This is a genomic window from Acinetobacter sp. RW6 (assembly GCF_041956835.1).
Lineage (GTDB): Bacteria > Pseudomonadota > Gammaproteobacteria > Pseudomonadales > Moraxellaceae > Acinetobacter > Acinetobacter calcoaceticus.
Window position 1 is genome coordinate 2111408 of sequence record NZ_CP167121.1, and the last position, 24892, is coordinate 2136299.

Annotated in this window: 30 protein-coding genes, 1 tRNA gene and 1 pseudogene; 10 read left to right on the plus strand and 22 right to left on the minus strand. The window is 37.7% G+C overall.

The window, feature by feature from the left end; all coding sequences use genetic code 11:
- Window positions 1–102: 102 nt before the first annotated feature.
- The 5 genes from lptB to ACB088_RS10050 are packed head-to-tail and all read right to left on the minus strand — an operon-like array spanning window position 103 to window position 3487.
- Window positions 103–849: an LPS export ABC transporter ATP-binding protein gene (lptB, locus tag ACB088_RS10030; RefSeq protein WP_003650837.1), complete on the minus strand. Its 747-nt coding sequence runs from the start codon at window positions 847–849 to the stop codon at window positions 103–105.
- The gene (lptA, locus tag ACB088_RS10035) at window positions 849–1397 is read right to left on the minus strand and encodes a lipopolysaccharide transport periplasmic protein LptA (RefSeq protein WP_133746427.1); all 549 of its coding nucleotides are present in this window, start codon (window positions 1395–1397) and stop codon (window positions 849–851) included. The genes lptB and lptA overlap by 1 nt, the downstream gene beginning before the upstream one ends.
- Window positions 1381–1929 (minus strand): LPS export ABC transporter periplasmic protein LptC, encoded by a 549-nt coding sequence (lptC, locus tag ACB088_RS10040; protein WP_133746428.1) that lies wholly within the window; start codon window positions 1927–1929, stop codon window positions 1381–1383. Before lptC ends, lptA begins: the two co-directional genes overlap by 17 nt.
- 37 nt (window positions 1930–1966) lie before the next feature.
- Entirely contained in the window at window positions 1967–2506 is a 540-nt protein-coding gene (locus ACB088_RS10045) for an HAD family hydrolase (RefSeq protein ID WP_003650830.1), read from the minus strand.
- 3 nt (window positions 2507–2509) lie between these two features.
- Complete coding sequence (locus tag ACB088_RS10050; protein ID WP_375036853.1) at window positions 2510–3487, minus strand: KpsF/GutQ family sugar-phosphate isomerase; 978 nt, start codon at window positions 3485–3487, stop codon at window positions 2510–2512.
- 213 nt (window positions 3488–3700) lie between these two features.
- Between ACB088_RS10050 and cysS the strand changes: the two genes are divergently transcribed.
- The 3 genes from cysS to ACB088_RS10065 all read left to right on the plus strand — a co-directional run bounded on the left by cysS (window position 3701) and on the right by ACB088_RS10065 (window position 5943).
- Window positions 3701–5122, plus strand: coding sequence for a cysteine--tRNA ligase (gene cysS, locus ACB088_RS10055; protein ID WP_375036854.1), 1422 nt, complete (start codon window positions 3701–3703; stop codon window positions 5120–5122).
- A gap of 63 nt (window positions 5123–5185) precedes the next feature.
- Window positions 5186–5261, plus strand: a tRNA-Gly gene (locus tag ACB088_RS10060).
- 502 nt (window positions 5262–5763) lie between these two features.
- Window positions 5764–5943 carry a hypothetical protein gene (locus ACB088_RS10065; protein WP_375036855.1) on the plus strand — a complete coding sequence of 60 codons (180 nt, stop codon included), beginning with the start codon at window positions 5764–5766 and terminating at the stop codon, window positions 5941–5943.
- A 6-nt stretch (window positions 5944–5949) separates the two neighbouring features.
- Here ACB088_RS10065 and ACB088_RS10070 read toward each other — a convergent pair whose 3' ends face one another.
- The 4 genes from ACB088_RS10070 to ACB088_RS10085 all read right to left on the minus strand — a co-directional run bounded on the left by ACB088_RS10070 (window position 5950) and on the right by ACB088_RS10085 (window position 8681).
- Window positions 5950–6279, minus strand: coding sequence for a hypothetical protein (locus ACB088_RS10070; protein WP_375036856.1), 330 nt, complete (start codon window positions 6277–6279; stop codon window positions 5950–5952).
- Window positions 6280–6368: 89 nt separating this feature from the next.
- Window positions 6369–7298 (minus strand): DUF4760 domain-containing protein, encoded by a 930-nt coding sequence (locus tag ACB088_RS10075; RefSeq protein WP_375036857.1) that lies wholly within the window; start codon window positions 7296–7298, stop codon window positions 6369–6371.
- 521 nt (window positions 7299–7819) lie between these two features.
- Window positions 7820–8149, minus strand: a complete 330-nt coding sequence (locus tag ACB088_RS10080; protein WP_375036858.1) for a hypothetical protein — start codon at window positions 8147–8149, stop codon at window positions 7820–7822.
- Between the two features lie 85 nt (window positions 8150–8234).
- Window positions 8235–8681 carry a winged helix-turn-helix transcriptional regulator gene (locus tag ACB088_RS10085; protein ID WP_375036859.1) on the minus strand — a complete coding sequence of 149 codons (447 nt, stop codon included), beginning with the start codon at window positions 8679–8681 and terminating at the stop codon, window positions 8235–8237.
- A gap of 111 nt (window positions 8682–8792) precedes the next feature.
- Between ACB088_RS10085 and ACB088_RS10090 the strand changes: the two genes are divergently transcribed.
- Window positions 8793–10010 (plus strand): MFS transporter, encoded by a 1218-nt coding sequence (locus tag ACB088_RS10090; RefSeq protein WP_375036860.1) that lies wholly within the window; start codon window positions 8793–8795, stop codon window positions 10008–10010.
- 76 nt (window positions 10011–10086) lie between these two features.
- Here the strand turns inward: ACB088_RS10090 and ACB088_RS10095 are convergent, their stop codons facing one another.
- Window positions 10087–10851 carry a hypothetical protein gene (locus ACB088_RS10095; RefSeq protein WP_375036861.1) on the minus strand — a complete coding sequence of 255 codons (765 nt, stop codon included), beginning with the start codon at window positions 10849–10851 and terminating at the stop codon, window positions 10087–10089.
- Window positions 10852–11093: 242 nt separating this feature from the next.
- On the opposite strand from ACB088_RS10095, the gene ACB088_RS10100 reads away from it, so the two are divergent.
- Window positions 11094–11498: a hypothetical protein gene (locus ACB088_RS10100; RefSeq protein WP_375036862.1), complete on the plus strand. Its 405-nt coding sequence runs from the start codon at window positions 11094–11096 to the stop codon at window positions 11496–11498.
- 52 nt (window positions 11499–11550) lie between these two features.
- On the opposite strand, the gene ACB088_RS10105 is transcribed toward ACB088_RS10100, so the two are convergent.
- The 5 genes from ACB088_RS10105 to ACB088_RS10125 form a co-directional block, all read right to left on the minus strand.
- The gene (locus ACB088_RS10105) at window positions 11551–12030 is read right to left on the minus strand and encodes a DUF6632 domain-containing protein (protein ID WP_375036863.1); all 480 of its coding nucleotides are present in this window, start codon (window positions 12028–12030) and stop codon (window positions 11551–11553) included.
- Between the two features lie 40 nt (window positions 12031–12070).
- Window positions 12071–12364 (minus strand): hypothetical protein, encoded by a 294-nt coding sequence (locus ACB088_RS10110; RefSeq protein WP_375036864.1) that lies wholly within the window; start codon window positions 12362–12364, stop codon window positions 12071–12073.
- Between the two features lie 24 nt (window positions 12365–12388).
- Entirely contained in the window at window positions 12389–13285 is an 897-nt protein-coding gene (locus tag ACB088_RS10115) for an alpha/beta fold hydrolase (RefSeq protein WP_375036865.1), read from the minus strand.
- A gap of 1 nt (window position 13286) precedes the next feature.
- Entirely contained in the window at window positions 13287–14228 is a 942-nt protein-coding gene (locus ACB088_RS10120) for a metal-dependent hydrolase (protein ID WP_375036866.1), read from the minus strand.
- Window positions 14229–14445: 217 nt separating this feature from the next.
- The gene (locus ACB088_RS10125; protein WP_199990936.1) at window positions 14446–15693 is read right to left on the minus strand and encodes a mechanosensitive ion channel family protein; all 1248 of its coding nucleotides are present in this window, start codon (window positions 15691–15693) and stop codon (window positions 14446–14448) included.
- A 167-nt stretch (window positions 15694–15860) separates the two neighbouring features.
- On the opposite strand from ACB088_RS10125, the pseudogene ACB088_RS10130 reads away from it, so the two are divergent.
- Window positions 15861–15992: pseudogene (locus ACB088_RS10130) on the plus strand (hypothetical protein); the annotation flags it as partial.
- 4 nt (window positions 15993–15996) lie between these two features.
- On the opposite strand, the gene ACB088_RS10135 reads toward ACB088_RS10130, so the two are convergent.
- Genes ACB088_RS10135 through ACB088_RS10150 form a run of 4 tightly spaced genes read right to left on the minus strand, consistent with a single transcriptional unit; the run spans window position 15997 to window position 19007 of the window.
- Window positions 15997–16641 carry a glycosyltransferase gene (locus ACB088_RS10135; protein WP_375036867.1) on the minus strand — a complete coding sequence of 215 codons (645 nt, stop codon included), beginning with the start codon at window positions 16639–16641 and terminating at the stop codon, window positions 15997–15999.
- Window positions 16638–17237: a class I SAM-dependent methyltransferase gene (locus tag ACB088_RS10140; protein ID WP_375036868.1), complete on the minus strand. Its 600-nt coding sequence runs from the start codon at window positions 17235–17237 to the stop codon at window positions 16638–16640. Before ACB088_RS10140 ends, ACB088_RS10135 begins: the two co-directional genes overlap by 4 nt.
- Window positions 17212–18006 carry a PIG-L deacetylase family protein gene (locus tag ACB088_RS10145; RefSeq protein ID WP_375036869.1) on the minus strand — a complete coding sequence of 265 codons (795 nt, stop codon included), beginning with the start codon at window positions 18004–18006 and terminating at the stop codon, window positions 17212–17214. The genes ACB088_RS10140 and ACB088_RS10145 overlap by 26 nt, the downstream gene beginning before the upstream one ends.
- Window positions 17994–19007, minus strand: a complete 1014-nt coding sequence (locus tag ACB088_RS10150; RefSeq protein WP_375036870.1) for an acyl-CoA dehydrogenase — start codon at window positions 19005–19007, stop codon at window positions 17994–17996. Before ACB088_RS10150 ends, ACB088_RS10145 begins: the two co-directional genes overlap by 13 nt.
- A gap of 249 nt (window positions 19008–19256) precedes the next feature.
- On the opposite strand from ACB088_RS10150, the gene ACB088_RS10155 reads away from it, so the two are divergent.
- Together ACB088_RS10155 and ACB088_RS10160 are read left to right on the plus strand one after the other, a co-directional pair.
- Window positions 19257–19490, plus strand: a complete 234-nt coding sequence (locus ACB088_RS10155) for a DUF2171 domain-containing protein (RefSeq protein WP_092707973.1) — start codon at window positions 19257–19259, stop codon at window positions 19488–19490.
- Window positions 19491–19771: 281 nt separating this feature from the next.
- The gene (locus ACB088_RS10160) at window positions 19772–20716 is read left to right on the plus strand and encodes a metal-dependent hydrolase (RefSeq protein WP_375036871.1); all 945 of its coding nucleotides are present in this window, start codon (window positions 19772–19774) and stop codon (window positions 20714–20716) included.
- Window positions 20717–20783: 67 nt separating this feature from the next.
- Here the strand turns inward: ACB088_RS10160 and ACB088_RS10165 are convergent, their stop codons facing one another.
- From ACB088_RS10165 to ACB088_RS10175, 3 genes are all read right to left on the minus strand, one after another.
- A complete protein-coding gene (locus ACB088_RS10165) occupies window positions 20784–21338 on the minus strand; it encodes a TetR/AcrR family transcriptional regulator (RefSeq protein WP_375036872.1) in 555 nt (184 codons plus the stop codon).
- A gap of 871 nt (window positions 21339–22209) precedes the next feature.
- The gene (locus tag ACB088_RS10170) at window positions 22210–22548 is read right to left on the minus strand and encodes a hypothetical protein (protein ID WP_209733155.1); all 339 of its coding nucleotides are present in this window, start codon (window positions 22546–22548) and stop codon (window positions 22210–22212) included.
- Between the two features lie 417 nt (window positions 22549–22965).
- Complete coding sequence (locus ACB088_RS10175) at window positions 22966–23733, minus strand: class I SAM-dependent methyltransferase (protein ID WP_375036873.1); 768 nt, start codon at window positions 23731–23733, stop codon at window positions 22966–22968.
- Window positions 23734–24098: 365 nt separating this feature from the next.
- Here ACB088_RS10175 and ACB088_RS10180 point away from each other — a divergent pair, with 365 nt between their 5' ends.
- Window positions 24099–24584: an Lrp/AsnC family transcriptional regulator gene (locus ACB088_RS10180; RefSeq protein ID WP_375036874.1), complete on the plus strand. Its 486-nt coding sequence runs from the start codon at window positions 24099–24101 to the stop codon at window positions 24582–24584.
- A gap of 178 nt (window positions 24585–24762) precedes the next feature.
- Window positions 24763–24879, plus strand: a complete 117-nt coding sequence (locus ACB088_RS10185; RefSeq protein WP_004642067.1) for a hypothetical protein — start codon at window positions 24763–24765, stop codon at window positions 24877–24879.
- Window positions 24880–24892: the final 13 nt, after the last annotated feature.

The window sequence follows — 24892 nt, forward strand, 5'->3', positions numbered from 1 at the left end:
TCATCAACTGATTATTTTAAATTGTTGTTTTTAATAAATAAATACAAAAAAACTAAAAAGAGGCATTGACCTCTTTTTAGACAAATAGATTAACCATTTTATTTAAACTGTAAAATCGTCACCTAAGTAGACTTTACGGACTTGTTCGTTATCCAGAATTTCTTGTGGTGTACCTTCGGCAATGACAGCCCCTTCACTGACAATATATGCACGTTCACAAATTGCCAGAGTTTCACGTACGTTATGGTCAGTAATGAGTACCCCAATACCACGATCTTTCAAAGTCTGAATGATATCTTTAATATCTCCAACCGAGATTGGGTCAACGCCGGCAAATGGCTCATCAAGTAACATAAATTTAGGGTCAGCAGCCAATGCACGTGCAATTTCAGCACGGCGGCGTTCACCACCAGACACACTCATTCCTAGTGAATCTTTAATATGACTGATTTTAAAGTCATTTAATAATTCAGTAAGACGTTGCTGGCGCTGTTGCTTATTTAAATCTTTGCGTGTTTCTAAAATGGACATAATATTTTCAGCAATGGTCAGCTTTCTAAAAATAGAAGCCTCTTGCGGAAGATATCCAATTCCCTTACGTGCCCGTTCATGCATTGCCAAATCGGACATATCAAGATCATCAAGGTGAATTTCACCTTTATCCATACGCACTAGCCCTACAACCATATAGAAGCTTGTTGTTTTTCCTGCACCGTTAGGGCCAAGCAAACCAACAATCTGTCCACTTTGCATACTAAAAGATACGTCTTTGACGACCCAACGCTTACTATAGTTTTTCCCTAAGTGCTTAATACACAAAGTTTGGGGTTGTTGAAGAGCTTGTTGCATTAGTCACGCGCTCCTGGAAAGCTTTTTGAACTTGATGGTGGAATAATAATTTGCACACGATTTGACGATGAGCCTTGAGCTTCAACATCACCTTTGTTCATACTATATTTCAATGAGTTACCACGAATACTAGAACCATCTTGATATAAATATGCACCACCATTCAATGTAATAATGCCTGTATCTGCATTATAAACAATGGTCTGTCCTTCACCACGTGCCACGCCCTTATCAGCACTTATTTGTTGCTGAAATTTAGACGGTCTACCCTTGGCAGTAATGGTTTGGATTTCACGTTTAGAGTTTAGCGTAGCAACAATTGAGTCAGCTTGAAGCTTCATCGTGCCTTGCTCAATCACGACATTGCCGGTATAGGTCGTCAAACCGGTTTTTTCGTTATAAGTTGCACGGTCTGCCACTAATGAAATTTGTTGACTACGGTCAGACGGTAACGCAAAAGTCGAAGCTGATGATAAAGCAACGAATGTAATGACCGCAGCTTGTTTTAGGAAAGCTGAAGAACGTTTTAAATTAAGACTTTGGTGCATACTTTCCTCGAACATTAAAAAATTCGTACTGACCGTTATTCAAATTAGCTTTTAATCCTTTGCTGACAAAGTCGGCTTGTGGAGAATGAACAATCACTTGATGATCAGTTTCAATTTCTCTGGTTTTTGGATATCCAGTTAACTCATCGGTCTGGAATTCAATTTTTCCCTGTGGTGCCAGTTTAGTAGCTACCACATCACCCGATAATATAACTTTACGGTTATCATCATAGCCATTTGCCTGCTTCGCAAAGAACGTCGCATCAACTTTGCCATCTTTATACATAGACGCATTAAGTTGATCCAACTTTGATGTTTTTTGTTGCATATCCTGTTCAAGCTGACGAACTTCAGCACGAATATACAAATTGCCTTGATCATCAGTTTGAGTCAAATGGACGCCCTGCGCCGAATATGTCATATTCTTCGCAGAACCAATGTCTAGTTTTTTTGCTTTGCCACTATAGTAGTAATAACCACCACTTATAGCAGCAATCACTACAGCAACAATAGATAAAACTCTGGTATCCATGAGCAGGAATAGCCTACCTTTTTAAGTAATCTTATTATTAATGCGGTACTGCAAGATATTTTTCAAGAAGTTCTTGGTAAATGCCTTTTGCGATCAGCAACATATCACAGACTTCTCGTACAGCACCACGTCCACCCATCGATTGGGTAACCAAATGAGCACGGCGACGCACTTCTTCATGACCATTTGGCACAGTGACACTCATTCCTGCTATTGCAAAAGCAGATAAATCAGGCCAGTCATCGCCCATATATAAGCAATCAGAAGGCAGAATATTAAACTGTGCACAAGCTTCACGTAGCGCAGAACCTTTGTCTTCACGCCCTTGAAAAACGAGATCTACACCTAAATCAGACATACGTTTTTCAACGATATTACTTTTTCGGCCTGTAATAATGATGATTTTCATGCCCGCTTGCTGCGCAAGTTTCATACCTAAACCATCACGAATATCAAACGATTTAATCTCATCGCCACTATTCGTTAAAGTTACAAAGCCATCACTCAAAATACCATCAACATCCAGAACCAATGCCTGTAAATGACGTGCTTGTTCTAACAATGCATAAGATGCCATTGATTAATTTACCCCTGCCTGAATAAGGTCATGCATACTAATTACACCAATCACTTTATTTTGGTCATCCACCACAACAAATTGACTAATTTTTTTCAGGTTAAGCTGTTGTAAAGCTTCTACCGCACGTGCTTCTTGAGAAATAGTTGACGGTTTTTTTGTCATTACTTCAGAAACAGGTAAATTCACATCAAAACCTTGCTGTCTATCAATTAAACGACGCAAGTCGCCATCGGTGAAAATGCCAAGCAAATGTTCTTCATCATCAACAATGGTCGTCAAGCCTAAACGCTTATTAGAAATTTCGTAAAGCACTTGATTCATTGGTGTATTTGGTGAGACTTTTGGCAACTCATCGCCTGTATGCATCAGATGCTTTACATGTAAAAGTAAGCGCTTACCCAATGCTCCAGCAGGATGCGAACGCGCAAAATCATCTGCGGTAAAACCACGCGCTTCAAGTAAAGCAACAGCCAGTGCATCACCCAATACTAAAGTTGCTGTGGTGCTCGATGTCGGAGCTAACCCTAATGGGCACGCTTCGTCAGACTCACCTAAAGTTAAAGCGATGTCAGCATTTTGAGGCATTGGCCCTTTATCAGTACGGCTAATAGTAATAAGAGGTACACCAAGATGTTTGATGAGTGGCATCAACATCATGATTTCATCACTTTTTCCAGAGTTGGAAATCGCAATTAAAACATCACCACGAACCAGCATACCCAAATCACCATGTCCAGCTTCGCCCGGATGCATAAAGAAAGATGGTGTACCAGTTGAAGCAAAAGTCGCAGCCATTTTACGGCCAATATGCCCTGACTTCCCCATGCCAGTAATCACAACACGGCCTTTACACTGTAACAATATTTCACAAGCCTGACTAAAACTGTCATTAATTTGTGTTGCTAACACGTCTAAGGCTTGCTGCTCAATACGCAAGGTTGCTAATGCGCTGCTTTGAAAATCTGTAGGATTGGGCATACGAGTTTGACTCAAAATAATTGATCTGATCTCTTATAAAGATCGGTGATTTTAATCAAAAGATTTGGGGGCATTCTAACATAACTCAATCATCTACACGTTTTTAAATGTATAAGATTTCACAAGCTTATAAAATTCTTGTATAAAACTTTGTGAAAAATGATGCATCAGTTATGATGTAACACTGTTTTTGTTGAGTGTTTGAAAACCCTTATGCAACCGTTTGTTTTATATAACTCTGAGCAACGAAAAAAAGTTGAATTTGTACCTCGCAAAGAAGGTCACATCGATATGTACGTCTGCGGTATGACCGTTTACGATTACTGTCATATCGGGCATGCTCGAGTTATGGTTGCATTTGACTACATTATACGTTTCTTGCGTAGTCAAGGCTGGAATGTTCGCTATATTCGCAACATTACCGACATTGACGACAAAATCATTAAACGTGCGAATGAAAATGGTGAAACCATTCAGCAGCTCACTACTCGTTTCATCGACGCAATGAATGAAGATGCAGCCAATTTAGGCTGTGCTGCACCCGATGAAGCACCTAAAGCGACTGAATATATTGACCAGATGCAAAATATGATTGGCAATCTGGTGGATAAAGGCTCTGCTTACCCTGCTGCAAATGGCGATGTTTATTTTGAAGTTACCAAATTCGAAAAATATGGCCGCCTCTCTGGGCGTAAGCTTGATGATATGCAAGCTGGTGCAAGTGACCGTGTTGACGTAGAAGTTGAAAAGAAACATCCGTTTGACTTTGTACTTTGGAAACATGCCAAAGAAAATGAACCATCGTGGGCATCGCCTTGGGGCAATGGTCGTCCGGGCTGGCACATTGAATGTTCAGCAATGTCTACTTGCTGCTTAGGTAATCACTTTGATATTCATGGTGGTGGTTCAGATCTAATGTTCCCGCACCATGAAAATGAAATTGCTCAAAGTGAAGCGTCAACTGGTGAACAATATGTGAACTACTGGATGCATGTTGGCTTCATTAATGTTGATGGTGAAAAGATGTCTAAGTCTTTAGGCAACTTCTTTACTATTCGTGACGTGATGGAGAAATTCCACCCTGAAGTGATTCGCTACTTTATTGTGTCTTCACACTATCGTAGTCCTGTGAACTTCTCTGATGTGGCATTGAAAGAAGCAAAAACTTCTTTAACTCGCTTCTATCATTCATTTAAAGCCTATCAACAAGTGTACGGTCAAACGACAACTGAAACGCTTGATCAAAGCTTTATTGAACGCTTTAACAATGCAATGTGCGATGACTTCAACACTGCCGAAGCAATGGCTGTATTGTTTGAACTTAACAAAGAATTGAACCGTGCTGTAAAAGAAGAGCAAGCTGAACAAGCGACTATTCTTTATTCGACATTACGCCACCTCACCAACATTTTAGGTTTGGTACAACACGATGTAGATGCTTTCTTAAAATCAGATATTGGACAAGAAGCTCTTGCTTTGTCTGATGCTGAAATTGAAGATTTTATTCAACAACGTGTTGATGCGAAAAAAGCAAAAGATTTTGCTAAAGCAGACGGTATTCGTCAGTCTTTACTCGACCAAGGTGTTGTATTAGAAGACACGCGTCAAGGTACAGTTTGGCGTCGTGCTGATTAAATGTTCAATTAAATCACAAGAGTGTTGACACTTTAGTGAAACACTCTATAATGTGCTCACATTGCGGGAATAGCTCAGTTGGTAGAGCATAACCTTGCCAAGGTTGGGGTCGCGAGTTCGAGTCTCGTTTCCCGCTCCAAAATTTAAAAACCACTTAATTCGAAAGAATTAAGTGGTTTTTTATTGCTTCTCAATTAAAAAAATCAGCTACGCCCGACTGTTTCTTATCTAATGGATCTTAATAACTAATATTTAAAATTATTCTGACATAACCAAGAAAATTAATCTGAAACTATTTCAAAGTAAATTTATAGGTTCTAGAACCACTTTATAGAAAGAAAAAAATGGCCTTAATCAATTGTAAAGAATGTGAGAAAAAATTTAGCAATCTTGCTTATGCATGTCCTAAGTGTGGTGCACCCACATCATACTCAACAGAAACAAGTAAGGTATCTATCCAAACTGACAACCCCTCTTCTTTTGATTTAATAGAATCAGAAATCTGCAATAAAATCATAGACCACTACTGGAGCTCACATAGAGAGATCACTCGGTTAGGAGGAGTAACACCCGACAGCCCAGAATTTAATGAAGAAGAGATTGCAAGAGCAGTGATTACAAGAATGGTGTAGTTTAAAAGGATGTTTTTAACTACTAATCATTTTGATGGAAAACCTCAGATCCAATTCATTCCAAATGATTGTTGGATTCTAAATAGTGAGAATATTGTAAAAATTATTGCTGACCGTGAAGGTCCTAAAAAAGAGCTTTTACCTGATATTATTCAAGCAGCTGTGAATCGCTTGGCTAAAGCACCCTAGGATGCTTTAATCTAAATGATCAAATTCACTTCTTTGATAAGGTTTTTCCAAAGTATAAATACGTTCATTTAACTCCCTAATTTCTTCTTTTAAAAACTGTATATCCTTTTCGCTGTATTCATTAATTACTTCTAGTTCTTGCACTTTAGATTCAAGGCTTTCAATTCTAATTAGAAAACTCATGGAGTTTTCATTCGTTTTCTTTTCAAGTTGATCCAGACCCCACCAAAGAATTACACCAACACCAAAAATCAAAACATAGATATTTTCCTTAGCTAGGCTTGCAAAAATCCATAGCCCAATAAAATAAATAATAATCTTGAATATCTTTTTCATTATTCTCTCCTCATGAATGAAGAGAGAATACCAGAAAGTTATTTAACGCACATTCGACATAAAGCTATATAAAAAACACCCGAAGGTGGTTATGGTGCTTTACATTTATCACAGATTTTATGATCTTTTTTGGGTGATGGAGTTAAACGCCCTATTGCCCACATAAAGCCTAACAATACTAACCAGATGCCACATGTAAGCAATGTAGCTAATCCATGGATTAGTTTTTTATGCTTCTCTTTCCAATGTTTGAATATAGGTTTACTGGGGTGCCAAGTCTTACATTTTGAACAGTAAGTATTTGCAGGATCGGCCCAGCGATCATGAAGTAATTCTAATTGAACAAATATTGCAGGATTATCAGCTTTTCTTAGGAGCTCAATAACAGGTTTATATAGCTTGTAATTGCTATTTAAAATGGATCTTAAACTGCCTCTTAATAACTCTTCATCTAAATTATAATGTCGGATACCAATAGCAACAAATTCTAAGAAGTTAAGCATGTACACAACTGCCGATCTTTCTTCTTCGGTTTTCAGAGCCTCAAAATTTTCAGCAGTTAGAACAACATCTTGTTTTTCACTTTCACTACTACCATTTCCCTTGAGTAGACTTCTTCTAATTTCAATTGTCTTATCAACTTTCTGCATATACACAGTAGATGTTCTGCTATTCATCAGAACCTGCATAGAATGACCCTTGATTGCATTTATGGTTTGAACTCTTGCTGTAAAGATCCATCCACATACAGCTGCAATTGTAGCTAGAATTGTAATAAGCCCAGTACTTTTATTATGTGAAGGGGTGCTTCTTACCGAATATCCTAAAAATTCATAATCTATAAATAAGGCCTTCCAAACCAAAAGATTTCCAAAAACAAAGCCAAGGAATAATAGTACAAATAGAAATTGCACACTACTTCTTGTTTTCAGAAAGAATTTATCACTTTGGAAAGTAATAAAATAAAAGGTTAAAGCAATGTATGGAACTATTAAAAAGTAAGTATGTAAAAATGACATGTTATAGTTAATCCAAAAAATAAAGCACCCCATCGGATGCTTTACTTTATACATGAATTGGTTAACTTTTTTAACCTAAACCATAACCTTCAGATAATTTGCAGATAGTTTTTTTATTGTTCATAGTGCCTCCTAAGTGACTCAGTCTAGGAATAAGTGTTCGCAAACGCGAACACCGCGTTTAAACGAATAGTACGTACTAATGACAAAAGTGTCAATACAGAATCGTAGCATCGCTGTCAATAGAATAGTCACACAAGGTGTCAACAACTGCGCTATATCGCGTCGCGCGAACGCAGCTAAGTATCGCACGTCAACATTTAAGTCTTCTCCGGTCGTTGCGTCACCTTCTTATGCGCCTTATTCAAGAATATGCTGTCTATATAAACCAGCTTAAGCTTTGTACTTCTCAGCAAACCGTCTAACTTTTCTTAAATCATCAGATTTATGGAATAGCAGTCCTAGTTTCATTAAGTTTTTCTGACTGGATAATCTATCCTCACATTTTCCCACCAACACCCTCAAATATTTTTAGCTAAATCTTTTGCTAAACATTGTTCATGCCAAGTCGTTTGGAAATTTTCGACAGCTTTTGACTTAATGAGAGGGTCTTCAAATAATTTTGAAGAATATGCAGATTTGATAAGCTCTTGATAAAGTTGTTTGGCTTGTTGCTCTTCAAGATGATTGGCGATGTCATGTAACTCTTGAGCTGGCACTTCATGTTGTCTAGCATCCATCACTCCACTCGCTGCTTTCTTCACAGTTTCACAGTAATGAAGTTCCATTGCTTCCGATGCTGCATAACACTGAATTGAAATTGCGCTTATAAAGAGGAATATAAATCTCATAATCTCACCTTAATTTGACGCGCAAGGGTACCAACTAATCTGCCCAAATTTAAGTTAAAAAAGGTTATTTTTGTTTTCTCTTATTTTATTTCACCTTTTGCACTTGAGTATTAAAAGCTCTCAGCACTGTTCCATCTGCCGCGACTGGCACCATAAATGGGATTTGCTGACCTGTATTTTTATCAATTAACAAAGAATGACGCTCACCACTTTCAAATAAGTTGTGCTCACCCCATTGTCGTAGAGCCACAACCACGGGAAACAAACTCTCCCCTTTAGCGGTCAACACATACTCTTGATAGGCCGTACCATCCGAAGCATCTTGCATTTCAAGAACACCTGCATCAACTAACTTTTTCAATCGATCAGAAAGAATATTTCGCGCAACTCCCAGACTCCGCTGGAAATCTCCAAAACGGCGCATTCCATCAAAAGCATCACGCACAATGAGCAGTGACCACCGATCCCCTATGAGATTGACACAGCGCGCAACAGGACAAGGTTCATCTTTCAAAGATGTAGTGTTCACCATCAGGTTTCCTTAAAAATAATCAGGAATAAAATATCTAGTTGCATTTTAAAACTAGTCAATCTAACATTCAACTAGTTTTATTTTAAAACTAGATTAAATGGATTTAGGACTATGAAAGCTTCTCTTGCATCTTCAACTTCACCCGCAGAAAACTATAGACCGCTTTCGAGCATGCCTCGTGGCGTCATATTGCTGTTTGCTATTGCAAGTGGTGCAAGCGTAGCAAATGTCTATTATGCACAGCCTTTGCTCGACATATTGGCTAGAGACTTTAGCATTAGTCATGCCGCCATCGGTGGTGTAGTTACAGCCACGCAAATTGGTTGTGCGCTGGCCCTCGTATTTCTGGTGCCGTTGGGTGATCTTGTAAATCGGCGTCGATTAATGGCTATACAGTTACTGGCTTTAGTATCTGCATTGCTAGTTATTGCATTTGCTCATTCTGTTGTTGTTCTTTTGGCAGGAATGCTTGCGGTCGGTTTACTCGGGACAGCCATGACACAAGGGCTTATTGCTTATGCTGCGAGTGCTGCTCTCCCACATGAGCAAGGACATGTAGTTGGGACTGCCCAAAGTGGTGTGTTCATTGGCTTACTGCTTGCCCGAGTATTTTCAGGGGGAATCAGTGATGTAGCTGGTTGGCGTGGCGTGTATTTTTGTGCAGCCATCATCATGCTCATGATTGCTTTACCACTCTGGAGAAGACTTCCTCATTTAAAAGTTCAGCCCAATACAATGCGCTACCCGCAGCTTCTGGCTTCTATGGTAAAACTGCTACACCAAGAAAAAGTACTTCAAGTGCGCGGTGTCTTAGCTTTACTTATGTTCGCGGCATTCAATATTTTTTGGAGTGCACTGGTATTACCATTGAGTAAACCACCTTATAGTTTCTCACATACTATTATTGGGTCTTTTGGTCTTATTGGAGTCATTGGTGCTCTAGCCGCTGCACGTGCTGGACACTGGGCTGACCGCGGATATGCTCAGCGTACAAGCTTAGCAGCACTCGTAATATTATTAATCGCATGGGGACCACTTTCACTTATGGCGTACTCACTTTGGGCACTACTGATTGGCATCGTACTGCTAGACTTGGGTGGACAAGCTTTACATGTGACCAATCAGAGTATGATTTTTCGTACTCGTCCAGAAGCGCATAGCCGGCTTGTTGGTCTATACATGCTCTTTTATGCAGTGGGTAGTGGAGTCGGTGCAATCAGTACAACCGCTACTTATGCCTATGCTGGATGGCTTGGCGTGTGTGCTCTAGGTGCAGGTGTGAGTCTGTTGGCGCTATTATTTTGGTGGATGACACATAAAGTCTCTTAAATAGTAATAACATCTACTCTCAAATTAAAAACCACATCATCCAAAAGAATCATGTAGTCTTTAATGAGCAGTTAATTTAATGAGACGTCTGTGCTGCTTTAGGTTTAAAGACCATTAAACAGACAACGATAAAAGCTAATAAAACAAAAGATGCACTAAATCTGCTTAACTCTAATCCGCCATGCGCGATAGGTTTATCAAGAAAATCTCCTAATACTGCGCCTAAAGGTCTGGTAAGAACAAAGACCAACCAAAATAATAAGGTTCTTGAAATTTTTGTATAGAAATAGCAGATTGCCAATACCAATAATAAAGTACCAAAAATTAAAGCAGCGCTCGTATACCCTAACCCTTGAGTATCTGCTGTCCAATCTCCTAAAGCTGTCCCTAATGTTTGAGAGAACATGATTGTTGACCAATAGAAGGCTTCACTTTTTGCAGATTGGATACTTTTTACCGAAATTGTGCCACAGCTTAAATACCAAACAAACAGAGATAGGCCTAATAAAATAAGTAATATTAAACTGCCTCCTGCATAGCCCACTCCTAAAGTTCGGTCAACAAAATCGGCAATTGTTGTTCCTAGCGTCGTAGTGGCAATGATCGTTGCCCAGTAAAAAAATGAATTATATTTTTTAGCTTTAATTTGCAATCCTACAAAAACTGCAAATATCACTGCAAAAATTGCAGTACTGATTACATACCCCAAATTTAGGGACATGGATAACGCATCTCCAGCAGTTTCGCCTAGCGTTGTGGCTGCAATTTTAATTATCCAGAATAATAAGGTGACTTCTGGAACTTTACTCAAGGTTTTAGATAAATTCTCATGACTAATCATTGTATGTTCTCCCAACATACACATTCTTTAGCACCTATCTAAAGGTCTATGCCTTAAGATTAAATTAAGGTTAAAAAGAAATTACAAATACTTTTTTCAAAGAGGTTTACACGACGCATCTTGCCCCCAAACACAGACGAAAAAGATAACAATATATGAATTAGTAAAATATAATAAGATGAAATCTTCACTAACAATCTAAATGTTGATATGCAACGTTAGTCCATTACTATCAAAAATACATGGAAGTCCCTAAAGGAACAAAATTGGGTATTAATAATAAATTGATTTGCACAGTTGTTTTGGTACTCCTTACGGGATGTCAGCGGCAAGAGGCGAACGAAGAAACGAGTGCAGTGAAACTACCTGTTTATCAGTTTAATGGTGTTTCAGCTTCAGCACGCTTAAAAGGAATATTGCAGCTAAAACAAGAGTGTCTTTATGTGAACGATATACTGGTTATTTTTCCGGAACACACCGCTCAGTGGGATTCTGAAAAAGAAACTTTAAGTTATAAAGGCAAGCATATCGCCATAGGCAGTGAATTAGATATTGCTGGGGGTTTAGGTGATTTTGAGCAAGACAATTTACGCATTAAACATTTAAGCCCAATGTGTGATCATCAGAATATTTGGTTTGCTGGATAATTTATAGCGCAGGGTTCGAGTTCAATTTTCGCCCCCCCTCAACCGCTAAGTCTTAAACTGGATGAGTCAACTGATGATCAGATTTATATATTTTCCTGACAGGCAACCAGAAATAAATATAAATGAATAGCATAATCCAACCCAACAATACGTCTCCAATTAAATGTGGAGACTCATGTGCCATCACCAATCCCATAACAAACATTGCACCGAAATGCGCAATATTTGCAATCATGGTAAATTCAAAAAATATATAGTTTTTTAGAGGTTCATTGGCGGCTTTTAATAGAAACCAGCCCCATACAATATAGATGGCTGAGATCATCAACTCGTAATGCTCACCTCCCCCATGCAACTCTCCCCAGCGAATTAATCGAACAAGAAATTTACCCCATTCGAACTGGAGTAAAATTGCAGGAATATTTAAAAGGATAAAAAGCACTGCACCTGCAAAAAATAGAAGAAAGCTAATTCCCATCAATTTTGCGACTAGACTAAATCTCGATATTTTTATCTGATAAGCGGTCGACATAACTTATAACCTCATTGATATAAAACGTTAATTTATAATTTTAAGACGCACGTAATCGACGAGTTTTGAAAATACCCAATCCTTTATCTTTTTCATTTTCAATAATGACATTGCCCAGTTCACTGATTGCTCTAGAGTCAATCATCACGTTACCGGTAATCAGAACTTCGACTCCAGATTGCGACCAAGTTCGATATAGCTGAATTAGTTCTTTACTTAGTCGCCCATCTGTATGTGCCAGCCCTTCACTTAAAGCCGATTTAATAAGCCTATTCTTGAGTGTAAAACCATCTTTTAAAACAAATGGTGATGCCAGTTTTAATTCGGTTTCCATTTTAGACCTCCGGCTTTATTCTTTTTAAGCAGTAAGCTTTTGAATATATTTACGAATAGGCATTGCGATTAAATCAGGATGGCTTGCAATTCCCCAGTGGCCCAATGGAATATCTGTACGTGTAAAAGATGAATTCACCCATCGATCTTGTTTGTCTACAATATGCTGAGGCACAAAACGATCTTTAGTCATTGATACAACATGTATCGGCACCGATGTATAACGTTTCTGTGCATTCAATAATGGCTTGAATAAATTTAGGCGATAAAAGCCCAAGCCATGTATTCCATTTTTGAGTTGGTTGGAATGAGCTGTAACTTTCTTACCTTCTAATTGTGAAACGATCTGGGGCCAAACTTTTGCCAAGCCCAAATACCAGCTTAATTCAGGGATAAGGGGAACATTAAAAAACAGCATGTAACTCGAGGAAATCATTTGTTTGACAGCAGCGAACATTTTCATCGGATCTTTACTGTTTAGATTTTCTTTAAACCATATGCCCACATGGTCAATACTAGGCGCTAAAGCTGTATAACTTTTGATATAAGGTTTTAACTTGTCATCTAAAATAGCTTCCCACCCTTGTAATGCCCCTAAATCATGGCCAACTAGGTGTACAGGACGATCGGGACTTGTTTGTTCAATAACAGCTTTTAAATCAGAAATGAGATAGTCCATCTGATATCCCGCTTCAGATAAAGGAGCCCCAGATAAACCCGTACCTCGTACATCGTAAGTCACAATATGGAAATCTGATTTAAGTAATGAAGCCAGCTCATCCCAAATCTGTGCCTCATCTGGATAACCATGAATGAAAACCAAGGTCTCACGATCTGCTGATGATTGTCCCCACTCATAAACAGATAGAGTCACATCAGCAGACTGAATATATCTTTGTTGTTTTTCAACATTGGTATTCATATTAGCTCACCAATCCTTTTTGTATTTCTTCATAAAGTTTGACCGCTGGTGATCGATTTATATAATCCAATGCAAGCTCGGTTGAACCTTCATAGTAAGGATGATACGCAGGTTTAAAGAAGTTTTTAGCAATCGTGATAAACCACACAGGACTTGGTACTAACTCTTGAGAGCTTGCTTTAAACCATTGTTGCCAAAAACCTAGACGAGCTAAGCTTTGTTGAGATTTAGGTAAACTACGATCTACCGCTGCCAGCTCTTGGGTGCCTTTAATCATTAAATAAGTAAAAATTGGTGCAGTTAAACTCATAATTGCAGCACGCAATGCATAGTTACCGCCTAAGTGCTCAAATAAATCAAAAGCAACCGTTCGATGTTCAACTTCTTCTGCACAGTGCCAAGTGAATAGATCACTTACTGCTGGGTCACAGCCTTTTTCCTCCCAGTGAGCTTTCGTCAAAGTATATTGGCCTAATGCGCAAGTGTAATGTTCAGCAGCAGCGACAATAGCAACACGGAACAATAACCAAGACTTTTGCATACGCTTTGGTAGAGCTTTGCCAAACGGCTTATCTGCAAGCATATAATCAAATAATTCCATTACACGTTCGTACTGTTTTTCAATATCAATCCCATAACGCTGTATATATTTTTCGATAGATTCTTTGTGCGCTTGCGCATGAATTGCCTCTTGGCGAATAAAAGTTTCTACATCTTTCTTTAATTTTTCATCGGTTATGAATGGTAGTGCCTTATTAAAAATGCGGCAGAAAAAGTACTCTCCTCGCACAAGTGTAAAACTGAAATGGTTTATAGCATGACTTCCTATTGGAGATTGTGGCATCCAATGTAGTGGTGACTCATTCCAATCAAAAGCGACGCGACGTGGAAATAAAGGCCATAAAGTTTTAGAAGCCATATCTTTGAATGCGTTTGGGTACATGTTCTTTTTCTCTTCCTCAAGATAACTACACACTAAGTTCCAAAAAGGAACTTGTTAATATCTTTAAAGGACAATACCTGTGTCAGAACGGTCAAAAACTCAAATTAATCTTTAAAATAATAGCTAACAGAAAATTTTAGGAGTGAGAAAGATTAAAAAAGCCCCATATGGGAGCTTTTTCAAAGTAGTTTAAGATCTGCTATTTACAGCTTAAAACTTAACTTGGATGAATTTCTGACGTTAATCTTTGCAAATCATGACCCGAAGGTGCCTGATAAACGCGTAGCCCAAATTCAGGAAGAATCGCAATTAAGTGATCAAAAATATCGGACTGAATTGCTTCATAGGAAACCCATGCAGTTGTATTGCTAAATGCATAGATTTCTAAAGGCAAGCCTTGGCTGGTAGGCTGTAATTGGCGAACCATAATGGTTTGATTTTGGGCAATCCCTTTGTGTTGGCGCAAATAAAACTCAACATAGGCTCTAAATGTACCAATATTGGTTAAACGGCGCTTGTTATAACGAGATTGATTACTTAAATGTTTATTGAATTCTTCAATTTCAGAGTTCTTTGCATCGAGATATTGATCTAATAATAAAAACTCTTTGAGCTTTTGTTGCTCTTCATCAGTCATAAAATGAACACTGCTTTGATCGAGAAAGAGTGAACGCTTCATTCGACGGCAACCTGAATTGCTCATGCCTCGCCAGTTTTTAAATGTATCGGTAACAAGCTTATTGGTTGGAATGGTAGTGTAGGTTTTATCAAAATTTTGAACCGTCACCGTATGCAACGAAATATCGATCACATCACCATCTGCATTCAGTGATGGCATCTCAATCCAGTCGCCAATACGAACCATGTCATAAGATGCAATTTGTACACTGGCAACTAAAGACAAAATCGTGTTTTGGAAAACCAGCATTAATACTGCTGCCATCGCACCAAAACCTGCAAGTAAAGTGAACACATCCTTTTTAAGGAATGTTCCCAAAATCATAAGGCCACACACAACAAATAAAATGAGTTTAACAAGTTGTAGGTAACCTTTAATCGGCTTATTTCTAGATTTTGGATTACGCTGATAGATGAGATTGAAGATATTTAACACTTCGCTGACTGTGAGTGCGAGTGTAAGAAAAATAAATGCTTGCGCCCCCATCTCTACAAAAGTAATAACCTTCTGCGTTAAATGAGGAACTGTTGCAATACCATTCATTATCACAACGGCAGGAACAATATTTGCAAATTTCTTTATGACGCTATGCTGAGCAAAAATAGATTGATTGGGTGATTTGAGCTTTGTGATTAAATGACGCACGCCCCGAACAATAATTCGTTTAGCAATAAAGTTTGCAAAAGCTGCAAATAAAATCAAAATAATGAGTGAAACCAACATCTCTAGCCATGGATAATGGCTTAATTCAACCCGAATATCTCGAAAAAAATTTAAAAAATCCAAACATCTACCCCTTAAAAATTTAATTCTAGAATTTTAAGGGTTAAAGCATTTGATAATAAGACTTGTTTACATATGTAGTCATAAATACAACAACTAAGTTATATACCCTCCCTTAATTTAATTATGAATCTTTTAGTTTTGGCTCTTAACGATGAGGTCTTATCTGCATGACTGAAAATCTAAAGGTAATCATTGCTAAAAAAGATCTCGTTAAATACAAAGTGGGTAGCACGATTAATATTAAATATGACCCTAAAAATTTAAATAATATTTCGATATTGGGCGAGGTCATGCTTTAAGTCATTAGAGATTATTTAAAAAATACGATAATCCCTGAGGTGCGCGCCCATTTAATCGACTACTTGTTGTCACTCTAACCAGATTACTCCAAGTAATATTGCAAGATAGACTTTTAATCTTTTCGATGAGGGAAATATCTTCATGGCAAGAGATTGGCTCAAAACCACCTACCAGCAAGTAAACCTCTGTACTAAAACTTAAATTTGCCCCATGAATATGTGCGTGATCCATCTGATCTTTATAATGTGCCAAGTATTTCTGCCGTTTGGTTATAGATAGATGACTCAAGTCATCTAAGGTCACAGTACCGCAAATTGCATCTGTTGGTTGATGCTGAATCTGATAGCGTAGCCAATCAGGACTAACCACAGTATCTGCATCAGTACACGCAATCCATGTTACGCCGCGCCCAATTAAATGACGAATTCCTAAATCTCGTGCTTTTCCAACACATGCATAGTCGCATTCAATCCAATTGATTTGATGGCTTTGCACGATTAACCGCGACTGATCTGTACAGTTATCGAGTACAACAAGCACTTCTACGTCATAACCACTGATGTTATCTATCGCAACCTGAACAGATTGCAGACAGGCAGATAGATATTGCTCTTCGTTATGCGCTGGAATGACGATACCTATTTTCATCTTAGTTTCTCCTGCTGTGCTAAAGAGGAAGAGTTCACCGTCCAAAGATCAATCATAAAATCTGGGTCGTTTAAACTTAGATAATGATGAAATGGAAAATGTTGCTGAAAACTTTGATGGACTTGCTCGGCATTTAACTCAAAATCTTGAATTTCATGACGCCAATGGCAACATAGAATTTCGCCGTCGTCATTTAAACTATGCTTTAACTTTTCAATAAAATGATGCAATTCATCCGACGACAAGTAATAGGCCATCTCACTTATCAAAATCAGATCAAATTTTTGAATTGAATAGTCCTCTGGTATTTTTCTATTCTCAACAACAACATGCTCAAACTCTTGTAAACGCTCGGAAGCTAATTGAACAGCGCACTCAGAGACGTCTATACACAGCAATTGCTCAGCTCTTTGAGCTAAATGAATACTTAAATGCCCATTTGAACAGCCCACCTCTAACACTTTTGGGTAGCGAGGTCTTGTGAGCAGCGCAAGACAAATTTGTCTTTTACGCGCCTCATACCAATGAGAGTCATAGCCCCATGGATCACTGTTATGACGATATAAATCTTCAAAGTACATGCGAGAATGAATCACTCAAATAGACCTCATAAGGCATCAAAAGACGATTAATTGTAGAGGGAGATAAAACTGCCATATTCCCCGTGGTTTCATCTGCTTCAATTTGGCTTTTAAACTGCAAAATTGCTTGATGTTTTTGAGTTAACTGTTCTTCGGTCAAGTGGTACGCTTTTGCGCGCTGCCAATCAATTCGTGGGTCTAAAGGCTCAGCCCAATGCCAAGCCCAAATTAATACATGTAAACACAATATCTGCTTAGCGTCTGCATAAGCTTGCACGGTTTTACCTACGGCTTCATGGTCTGGGTGACCATCCAATGCATAACTACAAATGACAATATCATCAGCCTGAACACTCTTTTCTAAACTCTGCCATAGTTGATGGGTTTGAAAAGGAATCTGTCCATCCTGTAAATCGAGTGCAATGCGCTCAGCAGACTCTGCCACGCCTAAACAATTTAAGGCAGCCAAGCTTTCTTGCGGACGAAGAATATTGAGCTGATCTGGGGAATATTTTGTAGAGTTAGGATGGCTTTGTGTGCCATTAGTCACAGCTAAAATTAGGATCTTACAATCCAGCGCGATGAGTTGCTGCATTAATCCGCCACAACCGAGCACTTCATCATCAGGATGTGGAGCGACAATGATGACCCTTTTAGAGCGAAATAACTCAAGATTTAAAGGTGCTAAAGGTTGTTCTTTAAATACCTTTAACCATTGTTCTTTGGCTGTACCTTCTCCAAAAATAATACGATCTTCTACCAAAGGATGTTTTAAAGTTCCCATAAGCTTTGCTCCGATAAACAGAGTTCTGCAATTTGTTCATAGTCAAAAGCGGCATGACTTTGTCGGATGAACACAGGCAAGTCAGCCATGAGCTGAGCGAAAGTCGCATCTTCACAAAAAGGCCGAGCACCTAAGGCTTTCCCTACTCGCTCAACAACACTCAAACAACATTGTTCTGTTTGGGCACGCAATATCCGTATTTCTCGCTCATGACTCAACTGTGGCTTATGGTCAATCAGTTCAGCAACGTATTGAAAATACTGCTTGGTGATCGCTAATTGCTGAGCTAACTCTCCTAAATACAATTTCTTAAAAGAATTCGGATTTGCCTGACAACTTTCCTGCAAAAAGCTGACTAAACGCTCAGCGGCACCGTACCAACAAGCCGCAACTCCAGCCGCACCATGCCAAAAACCTGAGCGTTCTAAATAGCTGTTTGGTCGACCAATCAATTTAACAGGCGTATTTTCAAAAGTGACTCTGGCTGTTTGTGTGGCGTGCATCCCTACTGCATGCCAGTGACTTAAATCAGTGCTAATTGATGAGTGATTTAAATCAACAATACAAAGCTGTGCTTGGCCTTGCTGGTCTTTATAACTCATTAAAGCTTTTTGAATAAACTCCGCACCGGAGCACCAAGGTTTTATGCCACTACAAAGATTATCTTTTATTTGCAATGGAGCTGGTCCACCGTCTGCTGCCCAGACAGCCCAAATCTGGTCATCTATTTCTTCTTGATACCCCAATTCATTTAAAATACTTAGGGCATCACAATGAGACTCAAATAGTTTAGCCAAACTTAAATCTGACCCAGCAATCTGAGCAAAAAGTTGCCACCGTTGATAGGTTTGGCCCGAAGCTGGATAAGGTAAATTTTTGGCTAAATTTACCAATTGAGAGAGCAAATCTATACGAAGCTTATTTTTATTTTCAGCCAAGGCAGATTCAAATTCACTCAACATACTCAATATCGTCATATTTATAGATATTTTAATATTCATTGCAAAAAATTATTTATAAGACTTGAGTTAAACATATCTAAAGACTTCTGTTTAAATAAACACATTAATTGTAATAAAAAGATAATTATTATTAGATTTATATCTAATTATTTCATTGTTACTCAAATACATTCATTAAGTGAGTTTATAAACCGATCCTGTAAGGTTTATTAAAAATTCAACATTTAGCTCATTATTTAAAGTAATTTAGTTTCTACCGTTTTTCTATTTTCAAAGAAGAGGTCTAAAATGAGTACTTTAAATATTAATGATATTCAAAAACACGCAGATGTTATTGCTTCTTGCGGTACTAAAGTAGGAACAGTTGACCATCTCGACGGTGAAAACCAATTAAAGCTGACTCGAGACGAAAGTGGTCAACATCATCTCATTCCTACTGCGTGGATTGGGGAAGTCAAAGAAAACCAAGTCATACTCAATAAAAATTCAGAAGAAGTTAAAGATCAATGGCAAGCGATCTAGGCTTTTAAGCACGGCGAGTTACTTACCGTAAGCTTTATAATAAAAAGATTTAACTTATAAAAATGAATAGGCTTAAAGAATTTAAAGCCTAGATTATAAAAATGAAGGCTCCTTTTAATAAGGGGCCTTTTTTATTGATCAATCTCTCACTTAGACCTTTTTTATCTCTATAAACCGTTTGTAGAATGTTTTTGTCCCTTAAGCACATGGTGATCTATTTTACTTAATGCTAAAAATTGTGCATTCGCATTAAATGAATAATTATGAATAGGGTGACGTATATGCTCACAGGGAATCATCAGCTTAAAGCTCGAAAAGTATATTTCGATTTTACGGAGTCATCTGTATGTTGGATGCCAAATGATCCGCTATGCTCACATGTAGCCAATGGGATTAATATGCTTTTGCCCGCTGGTGAATTTTGGTTTTGCCGAGTGTTTAATAAAACCCTTCCCCACATTACCGATGAAAAATTAAAACAAGAAGTAATTGGCTTTGTTCGTCAAGAAGCTGCCCATGCCCGTGCCCATGAAAAAGCTCAAGATTTTCTGCGTGAAAATGGCTACGATATTCAAGACCCACTCAACCGTGCGCATTTTGTTTTTAATATTTTATTGGGCGATAAACCCTTTGGTCTGCCGCTTGTAAAAGGTAAAAAACTTGAAGAATATTGGTTACTTTTCCGAGTAGGTGTGATTGCTGCAATTGAGCACTTTACGGGAACTATTGGTCAGTGGACACTCGATAGCAAGTCTTGGGACAAAGCCGACCCTGCAATGGCTGACTTGTTCCGTTGGCATCTTGCCGAAGAAGTTGAACACCGCTGTGTTGCCTATGATTTATTTGAGCATCTTTTAACAAACAAGTTTGGTTTTTATGTGTCGCGCCAAGTCATTATGGCGGCTATTTTCCCACTGTTTATTTACTTCCTTGCTGACTTTGCCCGTAGTCTGGGCAAGCAAGATTTAGAACACGAAAACATTCAAAAATTGATGCGTCGTGGCTTCTTTAATTTCATTCGTGAATTTGAAAAAACTGCGACTCGCTCAGACAACTTACCGACCATTAAATATTTATGGAAAGCGACTTTAAGATGGGTTTCTCCAAAATTTAACCCAATCCATGAAGGTGACACCGAACAAGCTTTGGCTTATATGGCTCGTTCACCTGCGGTTCAATATTTTGAACAAATGGCCCATTCTGCAAAACCTGCGACATTAAGCTAAGCACTTATTTTATTTCAAATGAAAGCCTCCTTAATTGGAGGCTTTTTGCTATTTAAGTTCTAGTAAATTAGGCAAAGTTTAAAAAGAAATAATCTAACAGTCGTGCGCTTTCATCTACCCCATTTTCACCTAAAAGCTGAACCATTGCCCCATCAATCATAAATAGAAACATATAAGCGTCTTGGATTAAGGCAGTCGACTTTAGGGTTAAAAGCAATTTATAGATCTCGTTAACAAACCAGTTTCTATAATCGATCACGACTTTATAGGCGACTGGATAGAGCTTTTCAATTTCAAAAATTGCTTTAAAGGGTAAATGATAAAAACCATTTAAGTCGACATGTAGAAAATAAATCTTCTTAAGTTTATCAAGCACCATTTGTTCACGGTACGAATTAGAAATTGAAAATACCTTATCTTTTAGCGCGTCTTTTTGAAAAGTCAGACACATCTCGATGAGTCGTGCTTTTGAGTGGAAGTCATTATAAAAAGTAGCTTTGGCAACTTTGGCCTCAATAATAATTTGGTCGACACCCACCTTGTGAAAACCATATTGATTAAATAAGTCTTTTGCTGTGTGAAGCACTCTGAGTGCTCTAAATGAAGATTCTAAATTTGGCATAGATATACCGCTTAAAATAATTTTTTGTTGTATATAAAAGAGATAGAAATGCCGTCACTCTTAAAATGAGTGCTAAAAACAGGCATGGAGAAGCCACACAAAAACGGTGTGCTCGCCTATCTCGGGTTTATTGTTGCTATGATTTTAGTCGTAACGAGCTAAGGTTGTAGAAAACCTAAAGTCGGTTAAACCGTTTTAAAGACCAGTTGGGAGGTATAGATAGAGAGAGTTTGGCAAAAGCCAATAAATGAGAAGAAATAGTACGCATGTGCGGACTCCTTGTGTGTAAAGGAGTTCTACCAGATCACTGTCAAATGATTATGGTGGTAGAACGAGAGAAGGTTGACAGACTGACACACAAGAATCAGCACGCACAAGGCGTCCCTCCCTCGCCCTACCGCTACGAAGGGGGACGAACGAGTTCGCCACCAAAAAGAGAACTTTTTGATGTCTTGTGTGTTATATCGATCTGTCAAAATCGACTGGCGATGTAGGCCAGCACGCAAAGCATAATCGGAGGGGTTTTAGGTGTCAATGTGATATTGGCTAGAAAATAATTGAATAAATATTATTGTTCATTGGATTAGAATATTTTATTACTTCATTAGAAATTCATTATTTAGTAAAAATAATAATAGAACGAGAAAGGGTTGACAGACTGATAGCCTAAAGCTCAGCACGCATTAAGCGTCCCTCTCTCATCCTGAAACGAAGAATAATAAGATAGATTTTAAGTGTCAATGTGATATTAGGTGAATTCTTAAAGTTTATTATCTGGTTTAATTGGCAAATTATATGGGGTGATACACCGATAAAATGAATAATTAAATCCATCTTATCGGCCTGCTAGAAGAGGTTTTAAAACCTTATTTTATTTTTTAATATAGTTTGGAAACTCTTTTAAAACCGAACTACATAATTGACCTTTCATATCTCCTCTCTTGCGTGCTTCAAATTGGTCCATACCTAATCTCATAACTTCTTTACCGTATTTATCACCTAGCTCATGTTTAGTACATTTTTCAGATTCATGAATTAATTCTTGTGAAGTATAGTGATAATTACAATCAAGTTGAGCACGGCTTAAAAAACCATGTAGTTGTACTGTTCTCTCGCAAGTTGTTCGCTGTATATAAGTTTTGGGCTCTTGTTCAGCATAAACTGATGTTCCTACCAATAAAGTAAAAACTGTTACTAAAATATTACGCATTATTTCCCCGACAAAGTTATTAAAAGTATTAGTGGTAATGTTGCGGGCGTATTAAATAATAATTACTTATAAGTGTCTATTAATAATAAGAAAATTAAATAAATCCCCTTCTCTTTTGAATACTTAATCTCCTTATAAAAATTGTGTGATTAAGTTTTATCAAATAAATGATATTAGATTTTTTTTATACCTATCTTTAATCAAAGCTATAAGCATCATCCAGACAATTTTTTTTAAATTTATTCGATTCATTAAATCATGGTAATAGAACGAAGGCGAGTTGACAGACTGATACAAAAGAATCAGTACGCATAGAGCGTCCCACCTTCGTCCTACTGCAGAGAATAATAAGAGATAAGTTAGGAGTCAATGTGATAATCAAACTGACAACACATTAAATATCAAGAATATATTCCCTTAAAATCCTAATTTCTTAAAGACAAAATATCCCACATGGCTTTCAAAGCTACCGTCATTTTGAATTTTGAAATATTTTTTAACGAGATCAGATGAACCTTCCTGCAAATAACGTAAAGTTTTAATTTGATCTTCAGGGGTTTTCATACGCTGTACCCAACTGTCAAAGTCTAACGAGAGCGTTTGTTTATCTAAGCCAACCAAATCAAAGCCCGCATCTTCAATAAAATAAACCCATTCTTTCACACTATAGTTTCGTACATGACTTGGGTCTCGAATCGTTTCGATCGTCTGTAAAAACGTATCTAATATCGGCGAGCTAGAACTAATAATGTCTACAAAAATAACAATGCCGTCAGGCTTAAGAACACGGTTTACTTCTTTCATGGCGCTAGGAACATGCTGCCAGTGATGAGCTGAATATCGGCTAATGACTACATCAAACTGATGATCACTAAAAGGCATATCTTCAGCAATGCCCTGCTGCACAAAGATATTTTTTAATTTGCGTTGGCTGGCAGCCTTAGACACTGTGTCTAACATTTCATGAGATAAATCGTAAGCAAAAACAAGGTCTGCATGCGGAGCAACATTATAAGAGACATGGCCTCCACCACAGCCTAAATCAAGAACTACTGCCTTTTCAATTTTCTGAATTTCATTAATAAATTTATTAAATTCAATTCCTTCAGAATGAGCTTGGCTGTTCAAATAGTCGAGGGACTTATTTTGATATTGTTTTTGATTTATATCATGCTGGGTGATCATAACCTTGCTTCCTTCTATGCAATGAAATCACCATAAAGGAAAAGTTAGATAAAAAATAATGATTAGTTTTTCTTCAATTGATAAATAAAAGTTATTATTTAATTTGTTTTAATACACTATGACGATTAATAAAAATAGATTTAAAAATTTATAAGAAATCCGCAAAGAGCACTGTTTAGTCACCCTTACTGAAACAGTGCTCTTTGCTCCATCACAACCCCTATCCAGAAAGGTTCAATGCATAGAAATAGTGTATGTACCTTTAGCTCAAAATGTTTCCTGTATTTTTTGCTTTTTTTAAATGATGGCAGCATAAAAATGAAGTATATTTAATTTTATCAGAAGATTCTTCTTTGGTTTATATTTTGAACAGAACAGAATGCACACTAGATCGTATAGATCGGAAAATTTTATCTGCATTACGTGGCAATGGTCGTTTAACCGTTGCTCAATTAGCAGAAGAAGTCGGTCTTTCATCTTCACCATGCTGGACACGGCTAAAACGTCTGGAAACTTTAAAAATTATTGAAGGCTATACGGTAAACGTAAACCCAAAAGCGATCGGCATTCATGAAGTATTCTTTATCGAAATTACTTTAGAGCGCCATGATGATGAAATGTTAGAGAATTTCAGCGAAGCATTAGCAGATATACCTGAAGTTGTAGAAGCCCATCTGGTTACAGGTGACTATGATTATTTGGTGAAAGTAGCCGTAAAAGATGCGGAGCATTACGAACGTTTTTTACGGAAAAAGCTCTATTCAATTAAAGGTATTCGACACACACGCTCAACCTTTGCCCTACGCCCGCTTAAGTCTGCCAATACAGCCGATTTAATGTTAATTGAATAAAAGATGTAGCGTCTATAGCACATAGACTTAAAATATTGATTCTAAAATCTTTATTAACTTAAGCGGCTTAGACCATAACAGATTTAGACTCTGTTATATTTTTTTTAAAAAATTCTGTATCTATGATTACAGCCTCCTCATCTCCATAATAAAATTAATCTGAATTGGAGGCATCGCCATGAACATTTTTAAGAAAAAAAATAAGGCCAGTTTTGTATTCTTTATTATTACTCTCTACTCTTTTATTGGGTTTGGCTTAGGTTTCATTATTTGGGAATACTTTTTAAAAGCCTAATTTGCTAAAGATG